The following is a 17,286-nucleotide window of genomic DNA, read 5'->3' on the forward strand; positions in this document are numbered from 1 at the left end:
AAACCTTCCTCTGATACTTCGTGTGAGACTCTTGATACTTTTGCTATTGCTTCAGCCCCGAAAGACTGAAACCGCACCCGTCATCAAGCGCCCACACTTATCGGCTGTTAGTTTTTAAAGAGCACATCGCAAGAACCACATCAACTTCCGTCTTGCGTCGCTGCATCAGCAGCAGAGAAACGAGATTATGAAGAACCGATGACACGTTCGCAAGCCCCTTTCGCAAATTATTTTCGCGTCCGCTGGATGTATCCCGAAAGCCAAATATCGAGACGGCAAGCAGCGGACGCGAAGAGCGCGAACCGATCTCCTCGCGCCTGAGAACCGTCCGGCGACTCAGCTTCCGAAAAATGGGGTGCAGAAACTCGCCGGCCCGACGCAATCCGACGTCGACATCGAACCATGCTTCATGGACATAGGCGCGCGCATCGAGCCCGAGCCCGAAGCGGCGCCGCCGGCATGCGTGCCGCCGTACGCTTCATTGGCCTCGTTCGTGTTCTGTTGCGCGGCGACCCTCGCTTCCGCTGCCTGGATATCCGAGGGATAGTTGGCTTGCTCGCCCGTGGCCGGCGAATAGCCGGCCTGTTCGAGTTGAACGAGTTCGGCCTTTACTTGTGCGCGCGTCAACGGGGCGTTCTGGCTCTGCGCGAAAACAAACGTGGGTGCTGCGACCACGGCGAGGGACACGACGAATTTGGCGATGGCGTTCATGATGTTCACACTCCGACAGAAAAGGTTGACCGGATCGCACGCGATCCACGAACCTCATCGAACGCACAGGGCCCATGCGCGGCTTCGACTCACTCGACCTAGGTTTCAAGCGTAGAGGCTTCGATTGGTTAACCCGGGCACGTGGCGATCTATTCCCGCGCCGGAGAAGAACATCAAGGAGAAAGAGAAAGAGAACGACGGGAAGCGCGGAGGACGAACCGGATGAGGAATCCGGCAAGGCGCCAGCCAGCACCCGTCCACCGCGATCGAATTGTGACGCAAGACGACGTGAAGATCATCGACGCTCGCGTTGAAGATGCCTTGCCGATCCCGCAACAATGACGCCGGCGCGCCCGGTGCTCAATGCGCGTCCGGCACGAGATGCACGCGTTTCTCGGTCGCGGCTTCGACGGCCGCGCGTGAATACAGCAGCGGGAAATACTGCCCGTCGAGCCACATTCGCGCGAGATCGCGATAGTGCGGGCTATCCGGATCGCCCGATTCGCCAGGCAGATTAACCGCGCGCGAGTTGTCCCAGTTGCCGACATCGACGACCACACGGAACGACGGCCCATTCGTCTCGCGGAAGTCGCTCGCGCGATACGTCGACTGATTCGGCGTGTAAGCGCTGCCTCCTTTTCCGATTGGCCCGACATTCAGTTTCGCGCGCATGTCCGTATCGACGACATCGGCCAACGCATGCGCGTTCAGGTTGGTTTGCAGCTTGCCCCATTGCCACTGGCCTGCATCGCCGCCTTGCAAATGCCGCATTTCCGCATAGGCATCGTGCAGGCTCGACAGGAGGACGGTATCGCGTTTAGCCGGCGCGTTATCGCCGAAGCGCGTCTCGGGATGTTCGAGTGTATCGAGCATCACCGCGGTATCGGGAGGGCCGAACGAGGCCGCCGCGTTCTTCGGCAACACCGCTTCCTTGAACGTGCGTCCGAGATGCCGCGAGAGCCACACTTCTTCGAGCGCGGCTTGCGGCGAATCCGCGCCCATGTGCGCGTCCCAGCCCTTGAGCATCGCGAGCGCCGCGCGCGTGTCGTCATCGTCGCTCGAAAGCGGAGCGAGCAATGCGACGAGCCTTCGCGCCGGAATCGAAACGATATCGTTTTGCAAACGCTCCGAGTCTTCGATCGACACTTTGGGCAGCGACTTCAACACCTCGTCGATACGCTGATGCCGCGACCCGTTGGTCCATTCGAAACCGAGCTTGCGTTCCGCATACGGATAACTCGCGGGCAGATTCATTTCATTCGACGTGGTGAAGTAACCTTGCGCCGGGTTATAAACCGAAGGCATTGCATCGCGTGGCCAGAAACCCGCCCATTCATAGCGGCCATCGCCGGGTACGGGCATGAGGCCGTCCCAGTTCGGGCGTTTCGGCGCGAGGCCGCTCGGCACCCAGCCGATGTTGCCTTCCTTATCCGCATAGACCTGATTGACGGTCGGCGCGCCCCATGTCGCGAGCGACGCCTTGAATTGCGCGTAGTTCTTTGCGCGCATATAGCGCATCGAATCGAAATAAGGCGACATGCCAGGTGAGAGCCACGCCGTGCGCACCGCGAAGGCGCGATGCTTGCCCTCTTCCGTGTAAATCACGGGACCATGCCGTGTGAAAAGCAGATCGGCGGTGACAGGAGCGCCATTACGCACGCCGATCTGCTCACGCACGACGCGCATCGGCTCCCACTTGCCCTTATAGCGATACTGGCGCGGATTCGCCGGATTCAACTCATACACATAGAGATCTTCCTGATCGATATTGAAGATCGTAAGTCCATAAGCGATCGAGCCGTTATGCCCGATCGAAATACCCGGCGCTGAAGGTTCGCCCGCACCGATGATGTCGAGCGTCGGCGTGCTGATCTGTTGAATGTAGCGAAGGCTCGGCGCGGCATAAGCGCGATGCGGATCGTTGGCCATGATCGCGCGGCCCGTCGCCGACTTCGATGGTGCGATCACCCAGTTGTTGCTGCCTTCGGTCACTTCCTCGGGATTCTCGGCTGCGGCGATCATCGTCGTCGATGCATCCGCGCTCTTCATGGACTCTTTCGTCACGCGCACGCCTTGCGTCGCGAGCGTGAAGACCCTGAGCACGTCGTCGGGAAGGCAGGGATCGAGGCCCGCGGGCATCTGCGCTTTCCACTGCGGTTGCAGGCCGAAACGCACGGTATCCGCGTCGAGTGAACTCTTGCACGCCACGCGCGCACGCGCCACTTCGCTCGTCAGATTTCGCGTGAGACCGTGACTGCGAATGCGCACGATATCGTCGGCGTTCCATCTCGCGGGCCAATAGCCGATCTTGCGAAATTCATAGGGCATGCGGTCCGGATGCGCGGCAAGCCAGTCGATATACGCGTTCACGCCGGCCGCAAAGCTCGTCGCGGCCGGCTTGGCATCGGCACCGTAGCGCTGCCATTCAGTCGCCATGTCGCCGCGATAGAGAAAGAGCCGCGTGGCCTTGTCCTGTTCCACATAGGCGGGACCAAAGACTTCCGAAAGTTCGCCCAGCCCGCGTCTGCGCCAGAGATCGATCTGAAACATACGGTCCCGCGCGGCATTGAAGCCTTGCACGAAGAACGCATCGCTATCGTTGGCGGCGAAAATATGCGGCACGCCCCAGCGGTCGATGAGAATATCCGACGGTTGCGACAAGCCCGCCACGGCGATCGTTTCGTCGCCAGGTGTGTCGGCGAAGGCCATTGGCGCGCAAAGCGGTGTGATCAGCGATGCGCCGATCGTCAGTGCAAGCAGGCGTTGTCTTTTCGTTCGATTCATCTTGGCGTCTCCGTTATTATCGGTTTCGATTCGAGTCACGCGGATATCGCACTGTAATCGAATGCGGAGCGCGCGCAAAGGCTGGCCGATGATTAGTGATGAATCTCGGTATGAGAATATTTTGTTCGCATTACGAATCATTAGGCAGCGCGTTCGCGGATAACATCCACTAAGATGGCTTTGTTCCCACCGATCACGACGCGCCGCTCCGACCGACGAAGGCCCAATCACTCGTCCTGTCGCGGCTGCTCCTGCAAAGCCGTGTCGCGTATCACTTCCGCAAACTTCTCCAACGCCTGCAGCGGGCCACTCACGCTGTTGTATTCCTGATTGCCGATCCGGCCTTCCAGCACTACCGAAAAGCCGCAATCCTGCGCGATCTTCAAAAGCTTATCCATGTCGTCTTCGCCTCGTGTCGCTATCGGCGCAGCACACGTAATGCCTGCCCGGCTTTCGTCGCGCTTTCATCTCGCACTGAATTGAATCTGCGAGGCTGCGAACGAATAATGCGCGCCTGCGCTCGTGCGCTTTTCATCGAATGTTCATAAATGGATGGAGAAGCGTCGCGTGATTGCCGTGGACGCCTCGATCCAGACTTGGCCGGTGCATATCGCCGCCACGTCCGTCATTTTTACTCATGCGCTCCCTTCAACTGCCGGCTTTTACCTGACGAAAGGGTCGGATGAGACCGGCAGGTTTCTGCGCATGTGGAGCGCCCATGCCGCTCTATATAGATGGCGATCGCCTTTGGCAGCCTATCGGAACAATGTGATCGCCGGCTCGGCCATCGGCGCGCTCTCGGCATGGTTCCTCACGCGCGCCGCTACACTCCCGCCTGAGCGCCGCCTCCTTTTCACAGGCCCACGCCTCAACGGCATCGTCCTCTCCTATTCTTGACTTGATGCCCAAGCGCGTGCGACTCACGCACGCTCCGCTTGACAGCGCGGATTTATTTCACGTATTGTTTGGTACACCAACCAAGACACGGAAAAGCCCCTTTTCACGGAGCGCGCCATGAGCCGCATCATCGCCATCCCGATCTGCTTGTTTTTCGCCACGGCACTCGCGGCATGCTCCCACCACGATCGCGACAGCTATCAGGGTTATGTCGAGGGAGAATTCGTGTATCTCGGCTCGTCGCAATCCGGCAAGCTCACGGCGTTGTCCGTCGGGCGCGGGCAAACGGTGAAAGCGGGCACGAGCACCTTCGCGCTCGAATCCGTCGATGAAACAGCCGCGCTCGATCAAGCCCAGCGTCAACTCACGGCCGCACAGTCGCAACTCGAAGACATCCTCACGGGCAAACGCGCGCCGGAAGTCGCATCGGTGCGCGCGCAGCTTGCGCAGGCGCGAGCGAACGCCCGCAAGGCGGCGTTGCAATTGAGTCGAGATGAGGCGCAGTTCAGCGTCGGCGGCATTGCCAAAGCGCAGCTCGACGACTCACGCGCGAATGCCGACGCCACCGCCGCACAAGTGCGCGACCTCGCCGAACAGGTCGACATCGCGCGCTTGCCGGGCCGTCCTCAACAGATCGCGGCCCAACGCGCGCAAGTGGCCGCCGCGCAGGCCTTCGTCGCTCAGGCGCAATGGAAGGTCGACCAGAAGCGCGTTGCGGCGCCGGCGGACGGGCTCGTGTACGACACGCTCTATCGCGTTGGGGAATGGGTGCAGGCGGGCAGTCCGGTCGTGCAGATGTTGCCGCCGCAGAACGTGAAGGTGCGCTTCTTCGTGACGGAGAGCGTGCTGGGAAGCATCGCGACGGGGCGCGCGGTATCGATTCGTTGCGACGGCTGCGCGGAAGACGTGCCCGCGAAAATCACTTACGTGTCCAATCAGGCCGAGTACACGCCGCCGGTCATCTATAGCAACGAAAGCCGCTCGAAGCTCGTGTTCATGGTCGAGGCGCATCCTCAACCGGCCGATGCGTCGAAGCTTCATCCCGGCCAACCCGTCGCCGTGAGGTTGCAATGAGCGCGCAGGACACGCCTTACGTCATCGACGTACACAATCTCAACAAGCATTTCGGCGACAAGCATGTCGTCAACGATGTGTCGCTGCAAGTCGCGCGCGGCGAGATCTTCGGTTTTCTCGGTCCGAACGGCAGCGGCAAGACGACGTCCATCCGCCTGATGTGCGGCCTGCTCACGCCCGATTCCGGCAGCGGCACGTGTCTCGGCTACGACATCGTGCGCGAAAGCGAAGAGATCAAGCGCAATGTCGGCTATATGACGCAGCGTTTCTCGTACTGGGAAGACCTGACGATTCGCGAGAATCTCGACTTCGTCGCGCGCATCTATCAAATGGCGCGTCGCCGTGAAACAGTGGATCGCGCGCTTGAAGCACTCGGCTTGCAGAGCCGCGCGAATCAGCTGACGGGTTCGCTCTCGGGCGGGTGGAAGCAACGCCTCGCGCTCGCCGCATGCATGCTGCACGAACCGAAGCTGCTCTTGCTCGACGAACCGACTGCGGGCGTCGATCCCACCGCGCGCCGCGACTTCTGGGAAGAGCTGCATCGGCTTGCTGCGAAAGGCATCTCGGTGCTCGTGAGCACGCACTACATGGACGAAGCCGAGCGTTGCCACAAGCTCGCCTATATCGCGTACGGCAAGCTGCTGGCGCAGGGCACCGCGAGAGAAGTCATCGCATCGCAAAACCTCGCTACGTGGAGCATTCATGGCGAGCATCTGAGCGCGCTGTCGGAACGCTTGCGCAAGACGCCCGGCATCGATCAGACGGTCGTGTTCGGCTCTGCGTTACATGTGAGCGGAAGCGATCACGCCGCGCTCGAACAGGCCGTGCGCGATGCGACGAAAGACGGCGCAACGCGCGCGGAGCCCATCGAAACGAGCCTCGAAGACGTCTTCATCTATCTGATGAGCCGATCCACCGATAACTTCAAGGTGACGTCATGAAGGCACGCGGCCCGTTCGCGATGTTCGCGCGCTTCTCCGTGACGCGCTGGTGGAGCATCGTCATCAAGGAGTTCCTGCAACTGCGGCGCGACCGCATCACGTTCGGCATGATCGTCGGCTTGCCGATCGTGCAACTGGCGCTCTTCGGCTATGCGATCAACACCGACCCGAAGCATCTGCCGACGGCCGTGATCGTCGGCGATCAAAGCCCGTTTTCGCGCAGTTTCATCGCGGCGATGGAGCACTCCGATTATTTCGATATCGTCGGCACACTGCCCGACGACCAAGCCGGCCGCCGCGCCCTCGCGCAAGGCCGCGTGCTTTTCGTGCTCGACATTCCCGTCGATTTCTCACGCAAGCTGTTGCGCGGCGAGCGGCCCGCGCTGCTAGTCGAGGCGGATGCCACCGATCCGAATGCGGTGAGCAAGGCGAGCAATTCGCTCGCCGCGCTCGTGCAGTCCGTGGCTGACAAGGACTTGACCGGCCCGCTCGCACGTTTGAACGCGACGCCCGCCGCATTCGACGTGCAAGTCCACAACCTCTATAACGCCGAAGGCATCACGCAATACAACGTCGTACCTGGTCTGATGGGCGTGATCCTCACGATGACGCTCGTCATGATGACCGGCCTCGCGATGACGCGCGAACGCGAGCGCGGCACGATGGAGAATCTGCTCGCAACGCCCGTGCGCCCCGTCGAAGTGATGACAGGCAAGATCGTGCCATACGTGTTCATCGGTCTCATTCAGGCGTCGATCATTCTCGCGGCCACGCGCTTCGTGTTTCACGTGCCGTTCGTCGGCAATCCGCTCGCGATCTATCTGGCCGCGCTGCTTTTCATCGCCGCGAATCTGACGGTGGGCATCACGCTGTCGTCGCTCGCGCAGAATCAGCTTCAGGCGATGCAACTGACCATGTTCTACTTCCTGCCGAACATTCTTCTGTCCGGCTTCATGTTCCCGTTCGCGGGCATGCCGGCATGGGCGCAATTCATCGGCAATTTGCTGCCGCTCACGTACTTCAATCGCCTGATACGCGGCATTCTTCTCAAGGGTAACGGCTGGGCGGACCTGTGGCCTTCGGTCTGGCCGATGGCGCTCTTCACCGTCATCGTGATGGGTATTGCGTTGCGCTTTTATCGGCGCACGCTCGATTAGGGAAACGTCGATGAACAAGATTCTTCCCCTCTGCGCGCTCGTGTTGTGCGGCTGCACTGTCGGCCCCGATTTTCACGCCCCGCCGCCACCGGATACGCAGACTTACGTCAAGACGCCCGTGGCCGCGCAAGGCTTTCCAGCCGCCGATCACGCGTTGCCGCTCTGGTGGACGCAGTTCGGCTCCGACACGCTGAACCGTCTCGTCGATCGCGCATTGAGCGACAGTCCCACGCTCGATCAAGCGCGCGCGAAGCTCGTGCAGGCGCGCGAAGACTATCGTGCGCAAGCGGGCGCGACGTACTTTCCCGCCGTCGATGCCTCGCTCTCCGGCACGCGTCAAAAGGTGGACCCCGCCGCGTTCGGCGTGCCCATTCCGAGCCCCGGGCCGTTCACGCTTTACGATGCATCCGTGAGTGTGTCTTACACGCTCGACGTTTTCGGCGGCGAGCGGCGAGCGCTCGAAGCATTGCGCGCGCAAGTGGATTACCAGTCGTTCGAGCTTGATGCGGCGCGGCTTTCGATCGCGGGCAATGTCGTTTCCACTGCTATCCGGCGCGCTTCGCTGCAGCAGCAGATCACGCTCACCGAGCGTCTCGTCGATGCGCAAGCCCGACAACTGTCGATCATGGAAGGCCGCCTGAACGCGGGTGGCGTGGCGCCCTTCGATGTGCGCAGCCAGCGCACGCTCGTCGAGCAAACGCGCGCGAGCCTTCCGTCGCTCGTTACGCAACGCGATCAGGCCGATCACCGGCTTGCGGTGTTGCTGGGCGTCGAGCCATCCAAGGCCGACTTCGATGCGATCACGCTCGACTCGCTTCATCTGCCCGCCGACGTTGCGCTCACCTTGCCTTCGACGCTCGCACGCGAACGCCCCGATATCCGCGCATCGGAAGCATTGCTGCATCAGGCGAGCGCGAATGTGGGCGTGGCGACGGCCGATCTCTATCCGAAGTTTTCGCTCTCGGCGGGCGTGGGAACTCAGCGCACGAACATTCACGACATGCTCAATAGCCTGAACGTGTGGAACGTCGGCCTGAATTTGACGCAGCCGTTATTTCATGGCGGCGAACTGCGCGCGAAGAAGCGAGCGTCGGAAGCGGCCTACGATGCAGCCCTGCAAGCCTATCGACAGACCGTGCTGGACGCGTTGCAACAAGTCGCCGACAGCCTGACCGCGCTTCAAAACGACGCCGATGCAATTCGCGCGCGCGAAATCGCAGCGAACGAAGCGCAAGCCAATCTCGACACGACCACCGCACGTTACACGGCAGGCGGCGTGAGCCGCTTCGATCTGCTCGACACGCAACGTCAGGCGCTGCAGACTCAACTCGATTACGCGCTCGCGCGAGCCAGCCGTCTTTCGGATACAGCCGCGCTCTTCCAGTCGCTGGGCGGCGCGGGCGAAGATATGAAAGCCGTAGGCAAACCGGTTGCATCTGCAACTAATTAGCGAGCCGTCCAAGCCGATGCTTGAGCACCTTGCCGCTCGCGGACACAGGCAATGCGTCGAGTATGCGAATCGAAGAAGGACGCTTGTAGGGCGCGAGCCGCTCGCCGACCCACTCCGCGAGTTCGCGTTCGTTCGCCGCGCAATCACGCCTCAATTCGACGAACGCGAGCACGTCCTCATTGCCTTGCACGCTTCGTCCGATCACGGCGGAATGCAACACGGCGGGATGACTGTTGAATGCCTGCTCCACTTCGGCGGGATACACGTTGAAACCCGAGCGGATGATGAACTCCTTGCTGCGCCCGACGATATACAGATTGCCGCTCTCGAAGCGCGCGAGATCGCCGGTCTTGAGCCAGCCGTCCTCCGTCACCGTGGCCGCCGTTTGCGCCGCATCGCGGTAATAACCGAGCATCACGTTCGGGCCGCGCACCCATAGCTCGCCGGGATCGTCGGCGCCGCCTTGATGCGCGAGCGGCACAATGCGCGCCTCGACGCCGGGAATCAACGGACCGACAGACGAATCGCGCGCGGGCGCATCGAGCAGCGTGTTCGATACGGTCGGGCTGCTTTCGGTCATGCCGTAACCGTTATGCAAGGGCACGCCGTAGAACGCCTCGGCAGCGGTCTTGAGCGACATGTCGAGTGGCGAGCCGCCGCAATAGACGAAGCGCAGCGATGGCGCATTCAAGCCACCGCGCGGCGTGAAATGGTCGATCAGTTTTGCATGCATCGCGGGAACGCCCTGAAAGATCGTCATGCGTTCATCGCTAAGCACGCGTCCCGCGCGTCCGGCGTCGAAACGCGCCGCGAGACGCAGCGTCGCGCCCGCATACAGCGAACCGAGACACATGGATGCAAGACCGAACACATGCGAGATCGGCAGGACAGCATAGACGCGATCGCTGGAAACGACGCGACGCAGCGTGCTCGACACGGCCGCGACAAACAAAAGATTGCGATGCGACAGCATCACGCCCTTCGGCTCGCCTGTCGTTCCCGTCGTATAGATAAGCGCGGCGCATTGCTCGTCCGATGGCAGACCGTGCGGCTCCTGTTCGGAAGCTGCATCGATCTTGCCTAATGCAAACGCGCCGATGGGCGTCGCATCGAGCGATTCGACGCGGGCGCCGTCGCGTTGCGCATGATGCGCGGCATCGTCGGAGGTTTCGACGGTATAGAGCGCGATGCGCGGCCTGGCGTGCGCGCGGATCGCATCGAGTTCGACAGTGGACAATCGCGCGTTCGCGATGAGCGCCCATGCATCGAGACGACTTGCGGCAAAGAGCGATGCGACGAGCGCGACGCCGTTCTCGCCGATCAGCATGACGCGATCGCCGGGCCGCACACCCGCTACCGCGAGACGCGTGGCGAGCGCATCGACGGCATCGTCGAGTTGCGCATAGGTCAGCGTATGCGCGTCGTCATGCAATGCGATGTGATCGGGATGCGCCTTCGCGCCGCGCGAGACGATCGCGTCGATGCGCGCGGGCAGCGACGCGATGAGCTGTTTCGTATCCATGTCGTGCGATATCGTTCGTGACTCCAAGGCCGCATGATAACGCTCAGGCGCTATCCCGCGAAACGCGGTTCGGGAATGCCGCGCACGCCGACGCCCGTCACCGCGAACAGGCCGCCCTTGTCGCGCTCCTTCTGCGGAATGCCCCACATCGGGCGGCCCATCGTCGATACATAGAGGATGTCGAGATTCGGCCCGCCGAACATCACGCTCGTCAGATTGCGCACCGGAAACGGCACGATGCGATCGAGCCTGCCGTCGGGTGCGAAGCGCAGAATGCGCCCGCCGAACACGAGCGCGGACCACACATAGCCTTCCTCGTCGACGGTCGCGCCATCGAACGTGCCCGCCATGTCATGCGCGGATGCGAACAGGCGCTTGTTCGTCGCCGCACCGGTTTCGATGTCGTAATCGTAGGCGTACATCTCCTTGCTGTACGTGTCGGTGAAGTAGAACGTCTTGTTGTCGGGGCTCCAGCATGGACCGTTCGAGCAACTGATGCCGCTGTCGAGCCGCGTGACCCTGCCATCCGTATCGAGCCGGTAAAGCCCGCCGCTGCGCGTCGAGCGCTGACCGCGATCCGCGTCGTAGCGGTCGAAGTCGTAAGCCATGGTGCCGGCGATAAAACGGCCCCGTCGATCCACCTTTCCGTCGTTGAAGCGCGTCTCGGGATCGTCGCTTTCGGGATCGGCGATGAACTGCACGGTCTGCGCTTCGAAGTCGTAGAAATGCAGGCCGTTCGCGAGCGCGACTACCGCGCCGCCTTGCTCGCGCAACGCCATCGAGCCGATGTGACGCGGCACGAAATAGCGCTTCACGTCGCCGCCGTCCGCGCGGCAGCTATAGATTTCCGCGGCGGTGCTGTCGATCCAGTACAGCCGTTCCTCCTTCACGTCCCAGAGCGGTCCTTCGCCGAGGTGATTGTTCGCATCGACCAGCAAGCGTACTTCGGCCATCGTCGTCTCCTTTGGTCAGGCTTCACCGTCTTCGATATCGCGCCGATGCGCGAGCAGCGCCATCAGACGGCGATCGCGCCAGCGGCTGCGTTCTTCGATCTGCTCGCGCGGCAGCACCGCGCGGCGTTCGGCATCGAGCTTGCCGAGCGTCTCGGCGGACCAGTCGAACGGCAGGCGTCCCGCAGCGATGCTCTTGTACGTGCCGCCGTAGCGCGCGGCGTAGTCGGCCACGCCGCCTGGCGCGTTCAGGTCGATCGTTTCGAATGGCCCCATGAACGACCAGCGCATCGCGAGTCCATCGCGTATCACGGTGTCTAGATCGGCGGCGCTCGCATAACCTTGCTCGTACAGACTCAGCGCCTCGTCGAGCAATGCGCCTTGCAGACGATTGAGCAGAAAGCCCGAGATCTCGCGATTGACGGTCACGGGTTTTTGCCGTGCTTCTTCGTAGACGGCGCGAGCGCGTTCCATCGTGTCCCGCGAAGTCCACGGCGCGCCGCACAACTCGACGAGCGGCACGAGCGACGGCGGATTCACCGGATGCGCAACGAGGCAGCGCGCGCGGCCGTCGATGCCTTCCGTGAACATCGATGCCGGCAAACCCGATGTCGAACTCGCAAGAATCGAATCGGGCTTCGTGAGCCGGTCCAGTTCGATGAACAACGCGCGCTTCGCCTCCACCACTTCCGCGATGTTCTCCTGCACGAGATCGGCCTCGGCGACGGCATCGGCGAGGTGTTCGCGTGCGGTGATGCGAGACACGACCGTATCGACGGATTCATCGATCAGATCGAACGACGCTAGATCCTGCACGCTCTCGCGGATCGCGGGAATCGCGCCGTCGAGCATCGCCTTCGATGCATCGTGGATCGTCACGTCGAAGCCGCTCTTCGCGAAGACGATCGCCCACGCGCGGCCGATGCGGCCCGAACCGATCACCGCAATGTTTTTCGCTTGCATCTGTATCTGGTCCTCGTTCGAGTTGGTTAGCCCTTCTTGTCCCGCAACGTGATGACCGCCGCCAGCACGACGAGTCCGTTGATGATGTCGCGCACCGCCGGCGGCACGGTGGTTCCCGCGAGCAAGGTCCCGAGCGCGGTGAGCAACAACGCGCCGCCGAACACGCCGAGATAGTGCCCGCGTCCGCCTGTGATCAATGCGCCGCCGACGACCACCACGGCAATCGACGGCAGCAGATACGGATCGCCCATGCCGAGAAACGCTTGCGAACTAAATCCGGCGAGCAGCAGGCCGACGATCGCCGAGCACAGACCCGAGAGGCAATACACGGCGATCAGCGTCGTGCCGACTCGCACGCCCGACAGCTTCGCCGCGACCGGCGAATTGCCGAGCGCATACACGCGCCGGCCGAACGGCGTGCGATGCAGCAGCAGCAATGCGATCACGAGAAACACCGGCACGCTCCACGCCGCGAGCGACAGCGGTCCGAAGCGCTCATTGGTGAATTCGCTGATCGTCGCTGGCGACCATCCCTGCGGCGAGCCGTTGCAATAGATGAGCGTCAGGCCTTGCAGCAAGCCGTTCGCCGCGAGCGTGACGACGATCGGCGGCAAGCCGAGCATCACGACGCCCACGCCGTTGAACACGCCGACGAGCAAGCCGACGACGAGCACCAGCGGCACCGCCCACGCGGCCGCGCCGTTCACGCCGTGCGTGAGTCCCGTCAACAGCACGCCGGATAGCGTGATGAGCCAGGGCATCGACAAGTCGAGTCCCCCCGTCAGGATCACCGCGCCCTGGCCCAGACCAAGAATCGCGAGAAACAAGGTCAACGTGAGCAGGCTGCTATAGAAGTTCGCGCTGACGAGCACGCCCGGGCCATAAACGAAGCCCGTGATGATCACCACTGCAAAGAACAACACATAAGCCGGCACGACATATTTGACCCATTCGCGATTGCGCTCGATCCAGTCGGCAATCGGGCGGCCCTTAAGCTCCGTGTTCTCGACCGGCCGAAAATCGTCGACTTCGAACGCAACGCGCCGGGCATTTTTGTCGTCGCGTGCGCGCGTGCCCGTTCGCACCGCCTTGAGCCACTGCGCCGCGTGACGCGCGCATTCGTGCGCCGCGGATTGCTTGCCGATCGACGAACCGAGCACCGCGAGAATCAGGATCACCGCTTCGGCAATCGTTGTGAAGAACGCCGATACGTTCAGCACGAGCAGAATGTTCACGGTGATCATCAGCGTCATGGCGGCGAACACGGTGCCGACGCAACCGCCTCGTCCGCCGCCGAGCAGCGTGCCGCCGAGCACGACCGCCGTGAACATCGAGAGCAGAAGCGGACGGCCGACTAGCGGATCGGCCGAACCCGTCTGCGCCGATACATAGAGACCCGCCGCCGCGTAGAACATGCCCGCGAGCGCGTAGGTCGCGATGCGATAGCGCGTGACCGGCATGCCGTTCGCGTAGGCGCCGTCCGGGTCGCTGCCGAGCGCGTAGAGACCCACGCCGAAACGCGTGCGCTTGATGAACGACCAGATCAGCAACGCGAGAATCAGCAAGGCCGCCGACATCGGCATCTTGTCGGGGATGAGATCGGCGGTGAGCACCGCGCCGAACTGGTCGCCGACGCTGCCGCCCGGCTTGTTCTGAATCAGCAGCGTGAGGCCTTGCACCATGAACATCGTCGCGAGCGTGACGACGATCGATTGCAGGCGAAACCATGCGATCAACGCGCCGTTCACGAGCCCGATGCCGCCGCCGATCGCGAGAATGAGCGCGGCGCCGCCCCATTGCTCGACGGGCGATCCCTGCACGAAGCGCACGGCGAGCACGTTCGCGAGCGACACGACCGCCGACGCCGACAGATCGAAGCCGCCCGACAACACGACGATGGTCTGCCCGATCGCCGCGAGCGCGAGCGTGGCCGAGCTCGAAATCACCGATCCGATGTCGTAGAGCCCGACGGGTGTCGCGGACAGCGCGACCCATCCGGCGAGCATCGCGAGCAACGCGCTGATCGCGATGATGAGCCCGCGATGATGATCGATGCGCGCGCCCAATCCCAGGCGCGCGCCCGGCCGCACGATCTCGCTATCGGGCGACGCAACGGCTATCTTCATGAGCAACCTCTCAACTGGAAAGCATCTTGCGCATCACGTTTTCTTCGGTCAGCGCGTCGCCGGTCAACTCGCCGGCATTGCGCCCGCGATACATCACCGAGACGCGGTCGCATACGTTGACGAGTTCGGGCACGTCCGTCGAATAGAAAAGCACGGAGCCGCCCGCCGCCGCGAACGCGCGCATCAACACGAAGATCTGATGCTTGGTGCCGACGTCGATGCCGCGCGTCGGATCGAACATGAGCCACACGCGACTTTGCGTGAGCAGCCACTTGGCCATCGCGATCTTCTGCTGATTGCCGCCGGAAAACGACAGGCACGGCTTGTATAGCGCGCGCGGATTCACTTCCATCTGCGCGAGCGCGCGACGGATCGCGGCCTGCTCGCGACGGCGATCGATGAGGCCGAAGCGCGCATAGCGGCCGATCACCGGAAGCGATACGTTCTCGCCGCCGGGCAAGCGCAGGAACAGGCCTTCGGTCTTGCGGTCTTCGGGCAGAAAGCTCGTCGATACGCCGGCCTTGAGCGAATCCGCCGTCGATGTCAGCGTGACCGGCCGGCCGTCGATGCGAATCTCGCCATCGTCGATGTAGGTCGCGCCGAACAGCGCCTCGAAAAGCTCGCGTTGCCCCATGCCCTGCAGCGCCGCGATGCCGTGCACTTCGCCCGGCTTCACGGCGAGATCGAAATCGGTGACGACGCCATCGACGCGAACGTTGCGCGTCTCGATCGCCGGCGTCGCATCGCTTTGCACCGACGTGACCTTCGGCGGATACTTCGCCTCCATCGAACGGCCGATGACGAGACGGATCACTTCGTCGTCCGATATATCGGTGGCATCGAACGCGCCCACGTCGCGGCCATTGCGATACACCGTGAGGCTGTCGCAGAACTCGCGCACTTCCTGCATGCGGTGCGAGATGAACACGAAGGTGACGTCTCTCGCCTTCAATTCGTCGATGCGCCTCGAAAGCCACGCGACATCGCGACCCGACAACGCCGAAGTCGGTTCATCGAGCAGCAGCACTTTCGGGCCGCGCACGATCGCCTTCGCAATCTCGATCTTCTGTCGAACGGGCAACGAAAGATCGCGGATATACGCGCCGGGACGCACGTCGGAGAGTTCGAGCTTGTCGAGCCATTCCGCCGCTTGCCGCTGCGCTTCGCGCTTCTTGATGCGCCCGAGAAAGCCGGTCGGCTCATACGACAGCAACAGGTTCTGCGCGACCGTGAGATCGCGCACGAGCGTCATCTCCTGAAACGCGGTCTGCACGCCCGCGCGATGCGCGTCCTTCGGGCTCTTCATCGTCACGTCGCTGCCCATCACGCGGATACTGCCCGCGTCGGGCTGCATCAATCCCGACAGCAGCTTGACCGTGGTGGACTTACCCGCGCCGTTCTCGCCCAGCAGCGCATGCACCGCGCCGCGCTTCACCGAGAACGACGCGCCATCGAGCGCGACGGTCGCGCCGAAGCGCTTCGTCACCTTCGACAGATCGATCGCCAATGATGCATCGTTCATCGTCACGCCTCCGCCCCGATCTCAGTCCTGATTGCCCGTGAGCGCCGCGTTGAAGCCCACTTCCTTCGTGTCTTCAGAGTAGATGTCGGCGAACCAGCCCGGCGGCACCTTGTCCGGCGGGAACGCGGTGCAGCCCGCCTTCAGTTCGTCGATGCTGCCGGTCTTGCAAAGCTTCGATTCCGAGGTCAGCACGAGCGGCAGCTTGAGCGTCACGCGCGCCGGAAAGTCGCCACCGTCGAGCTTCTTCACGGCCATCTTGAGCGCCATTGCGCCGGAGTACGGAGGCGCGCCGTAAGAGATCGAGCGATAGCCGATCGAGCGATAGCCGCCCTGTCCCTTCACTTCGCCCGGCGGCAGCATCTGCACGCGATGCCCGTTCGACGATTCGCCCGCGCACGGCTTGATCTTGTCGTCGGCGATGCCCGCTTCGAGCTGCATCGACGCCGCCGTGAAGCAGCCCACCTGCATCCACAGGCCGTCGATCTTGTCCCAGCTATTCGTCGCGAGAATCTTCGAAAGCTCGGTCTTCGCGGTCGCCTGACTCCACATGCCGGTTCCTTCCGCGACGATCTTGATCCCCGGATACTTCGCGAACACGGCCTTGGCCGCTTCGGTGCGCGCGCGGTCGACCGACGTGCCCGGCACACCCGTGATCATCACGACATTGCCCTTGCCGTTGATGGTCTTCGCGAGCCATTCGGCGGTGACGGTGCCGGCCTGATGCTGATCGATCGTCACGTTGTGCGCGCACGGCTCGGTCACTTCGCCGTCATACGCCGCGACGACGACGCCCTTCGAGCACGCGTTCTTGATCGCGCGATTGAGCGCCGTCGGCGAGATCGGATAGATGACGATGGCCTTCGCGCCCGCCTGCACCATCGAGTTGATCTGCTGGATCTGCTTCTGCGCATCGGTGCCCGCGACCTGCACTTCGAGATCGACCTTGTCCTTCAGGCCCGGCGTATTGGCCATTGCCTTGACCATGTTCGCGGCTTCCGTCTGCCAGTCGTTGCCGACATAGCTCATCGACAAGAAGATCTTGTATTTGCCGGCCGCGTGCGCCGTGCCCGAGACGGCGAGCGCCGCTGCGAATGCGAGGCCGAGCGCGGCCCGTCCCGCATGACGAATCGACTGCGTCAATGCTTTCATGTCTTCCTCCGGTCTTCGTATGGTTATGAAGCGAGCGCTT

At 62.6% G+C, this 17,286-nt stretch carries 14 protein-coding genes; 5 read left to right on the top strand and 9 right to left on the bottom strand.

All coding sequences use genetic code 11. The features are described from left to right. Positions 1-336 precede the first annotated feature (336 nt). The 3 genes from AWB82_RS09800 to AWB82_RS37915 form a co-directional block, all read right to left on the bottom strand. Positions 337-711 (bottom strand): DUF4148 domain-containing protein, encoded by a 375-nt coding sequence (locus AWB82_RS09800; RefSeq protein ID WP_086966940.1) that lies wholly within the window; start codon positions 709-711, stop codon positions 337-339. Positions 712-1,071: 360 nt separating this feature from the next. Then, the gene (locus AWB82_RS09805; RefSeq protein WP_096031424.1) at positions 1,072-3,495 is read right to left on the bottom strand and encodes a penicillin acylase family protein; all 2,424 of its coding nucleotides are present in this window, start codon (positions 3,493-3,495) and stop codon (positions 1,072-1,074) included. Between the two features lie 227 nt (positions 3,496-3,722). Continuing rightward, a complete protein-coding gene (locus AWB82_RS37915) occupies positions 3,723-3,893 on the bottom strand; it encodes a hypothetical protein (RefSeq protein WP_200818078.1) in 171 nt (56 codons plus the stop codon). 169 nt (positions 3,894-4,062) lie between these two features. Here AWB82_RS37915 and AWB82_RS09810 point away from each other — a divergent pair, with 169 nt between their 5' ends. The 5 genes from AWB82_RS09810 (at position 4,063) to AWB82_RS09830 (ending at position 9,014) form a co-directional block, all read left to right on the top strand. After that, entirely contained in the window at positions 4,063-4,392 is a 330-nt protein-coding gene (locus tag AWB82_RS09810) for a hypothetical protein (protein WP_143756697.1), read from the top strand. A 117-nt stretch (positions 4,393-4,509) separates the two neighbouring features. Next, the gene (locus AWB82_RS09815) at positions 4,510-5,466 is read left to right on the top strand and encodes an HlyD family secretion protein (RefSeq protein WP_086966942.1); all 957 of its coding nucleotides are present in this window, start codon (positions 4,510-4,512) and stop codon (positions 5,464-5,466) included. After that, positions 5,463-6,407, top strand: a complete 945-nt coding sequence (locus AWB82_RS09820; RefSeq protein WP_086966943.1) for an ABC transporter ATP-binding protein — start codon at positions 5,463-5,465, stop codon at positions 6,405-6,407. Before AWB82_RS09815 ends, AWB82_RS09820 begins: the two co-directional genes overlap by 4 nt. Then, positions 6,404-7,564, top strand: coding sequence for an ABC transporter permease (locus tag AWB82_RS09825; RefSeq protein ID WP_407642985.1), 1,161 nt, complete (start codon positions 6,404-6,406; stop codon positions 7,562-7,564). Before AWB82_RS09820 ends, AWB82_RS09825 begins: the two co-directional genes overlap by 4 nt. Before the next feature lie 10 nt (positions 7,565-7,574). Then, entirely contained in the window at positions 7,575-9,014 is a 1,440-nt protein-coding gene (locus AWB82_RS09830; RefSeq protein WP_086966944.1) for an efflux transporter outer membrane subunit, read from the top strand. Here AWB82_RS09830 and AWB82_RS09835 read toward each other — a convergent pair. From AWB82_RS09835 to AWB82_RS09860, 6 genes are read right to left on the bottom strand one after another with little or no spacing between them, the layout of a single operon-like run. Beyond that, positions 9,007-10,536 carry a class I adenylate-forming enzyme family protein gene (locus tag AWB82_RS09835; RefSeq protein WP_086966945.1) on the bottom strand — a complete coding sequence of 510 codons (1,530 nt, stop codon included), beginning with the start codon at positions 10,534-10,536 and terminating at the stop codon, positions 9,007-9,009. The genes AWB82_RS09830 and AWB82_RS09835 overlap by 8 nt on opposite strands. 50 nt (positions 10,537-10,586) lie before the next feature. Next, positions 10,587-11,489 carry an SMP-30/gluconolactonase/LRE family protein gene (locus AWB82_RS09840; protein WP_086966946.1) on the bottom strand — a complete coding sequence of 301 codons (903 nt, stop codon included), beginning with the start codon at positions 11,487-11,489 and terminating at the stop codon, positions 10,587-10,589. A gap of 15 nt (positions 11,490-11,504) precedes the next feature. After that, the gene (locus AWB82_RS09845; RefSeq protein WP_086966947.1) at positions 11,505-12,449 is read right to left on the bottom strand and encodes a 3-hydroxyacyl-CoA dehydrogenase; all 945 of its coding nucleotides are present in this window, start codon (positions 12,447-12,449) and stop codon (positions 11,505-11,507) included. 26 nt (positions 12,450-12,475) lie between these two features. Beyond that, positions 12,476-14,575, bottom strand: a complete 2,100-nt coding sequence (locus tag AWB82_RS09850) for an ABC transporter permease subunit (RefSeq protein WP_086966948.1) — start codon at positions 14,573-14,575, stop codon at positions 12,476-12,478. Between the two features lie 10 nt (positions 14,576-14,585). Next, on the bottom strand, positions 14,586-16,097 hold the full coding sequence (locus AWB82_RS09855) for a sugar ABC transporter ATP-binding protein (RefSeq protein WP_086966949.1): 1,512 nt from the start codon (positions 16,095-16,097) through the stop codon (positions 14,586-14,588). 21 nt (positions 16,098-16,118) lie between these two features. Continuing rightward, positions 16,119-17,246, bottom strand: a complete 1,128-nt coding sequence (locus tag AWB82_RS09860) for a sugar ABC transporter substrate-binding protein (protein ID WP_086966950.1) — start codon at positions 17,244-17,246, stop codon at positions 16,119-16,121. Positions 17,247-17,286 lie beyond the last annotated feature (40 nt).

Source organism: Caballeronia glebae, from assembly GCF_001545035.1.
Lineage (GTDB): Bacteria > Pseudomonadota > Gammaproteobacteria > Burkholderiales > Burkholderiaceae > Caballeronia > Caballeronia glebae.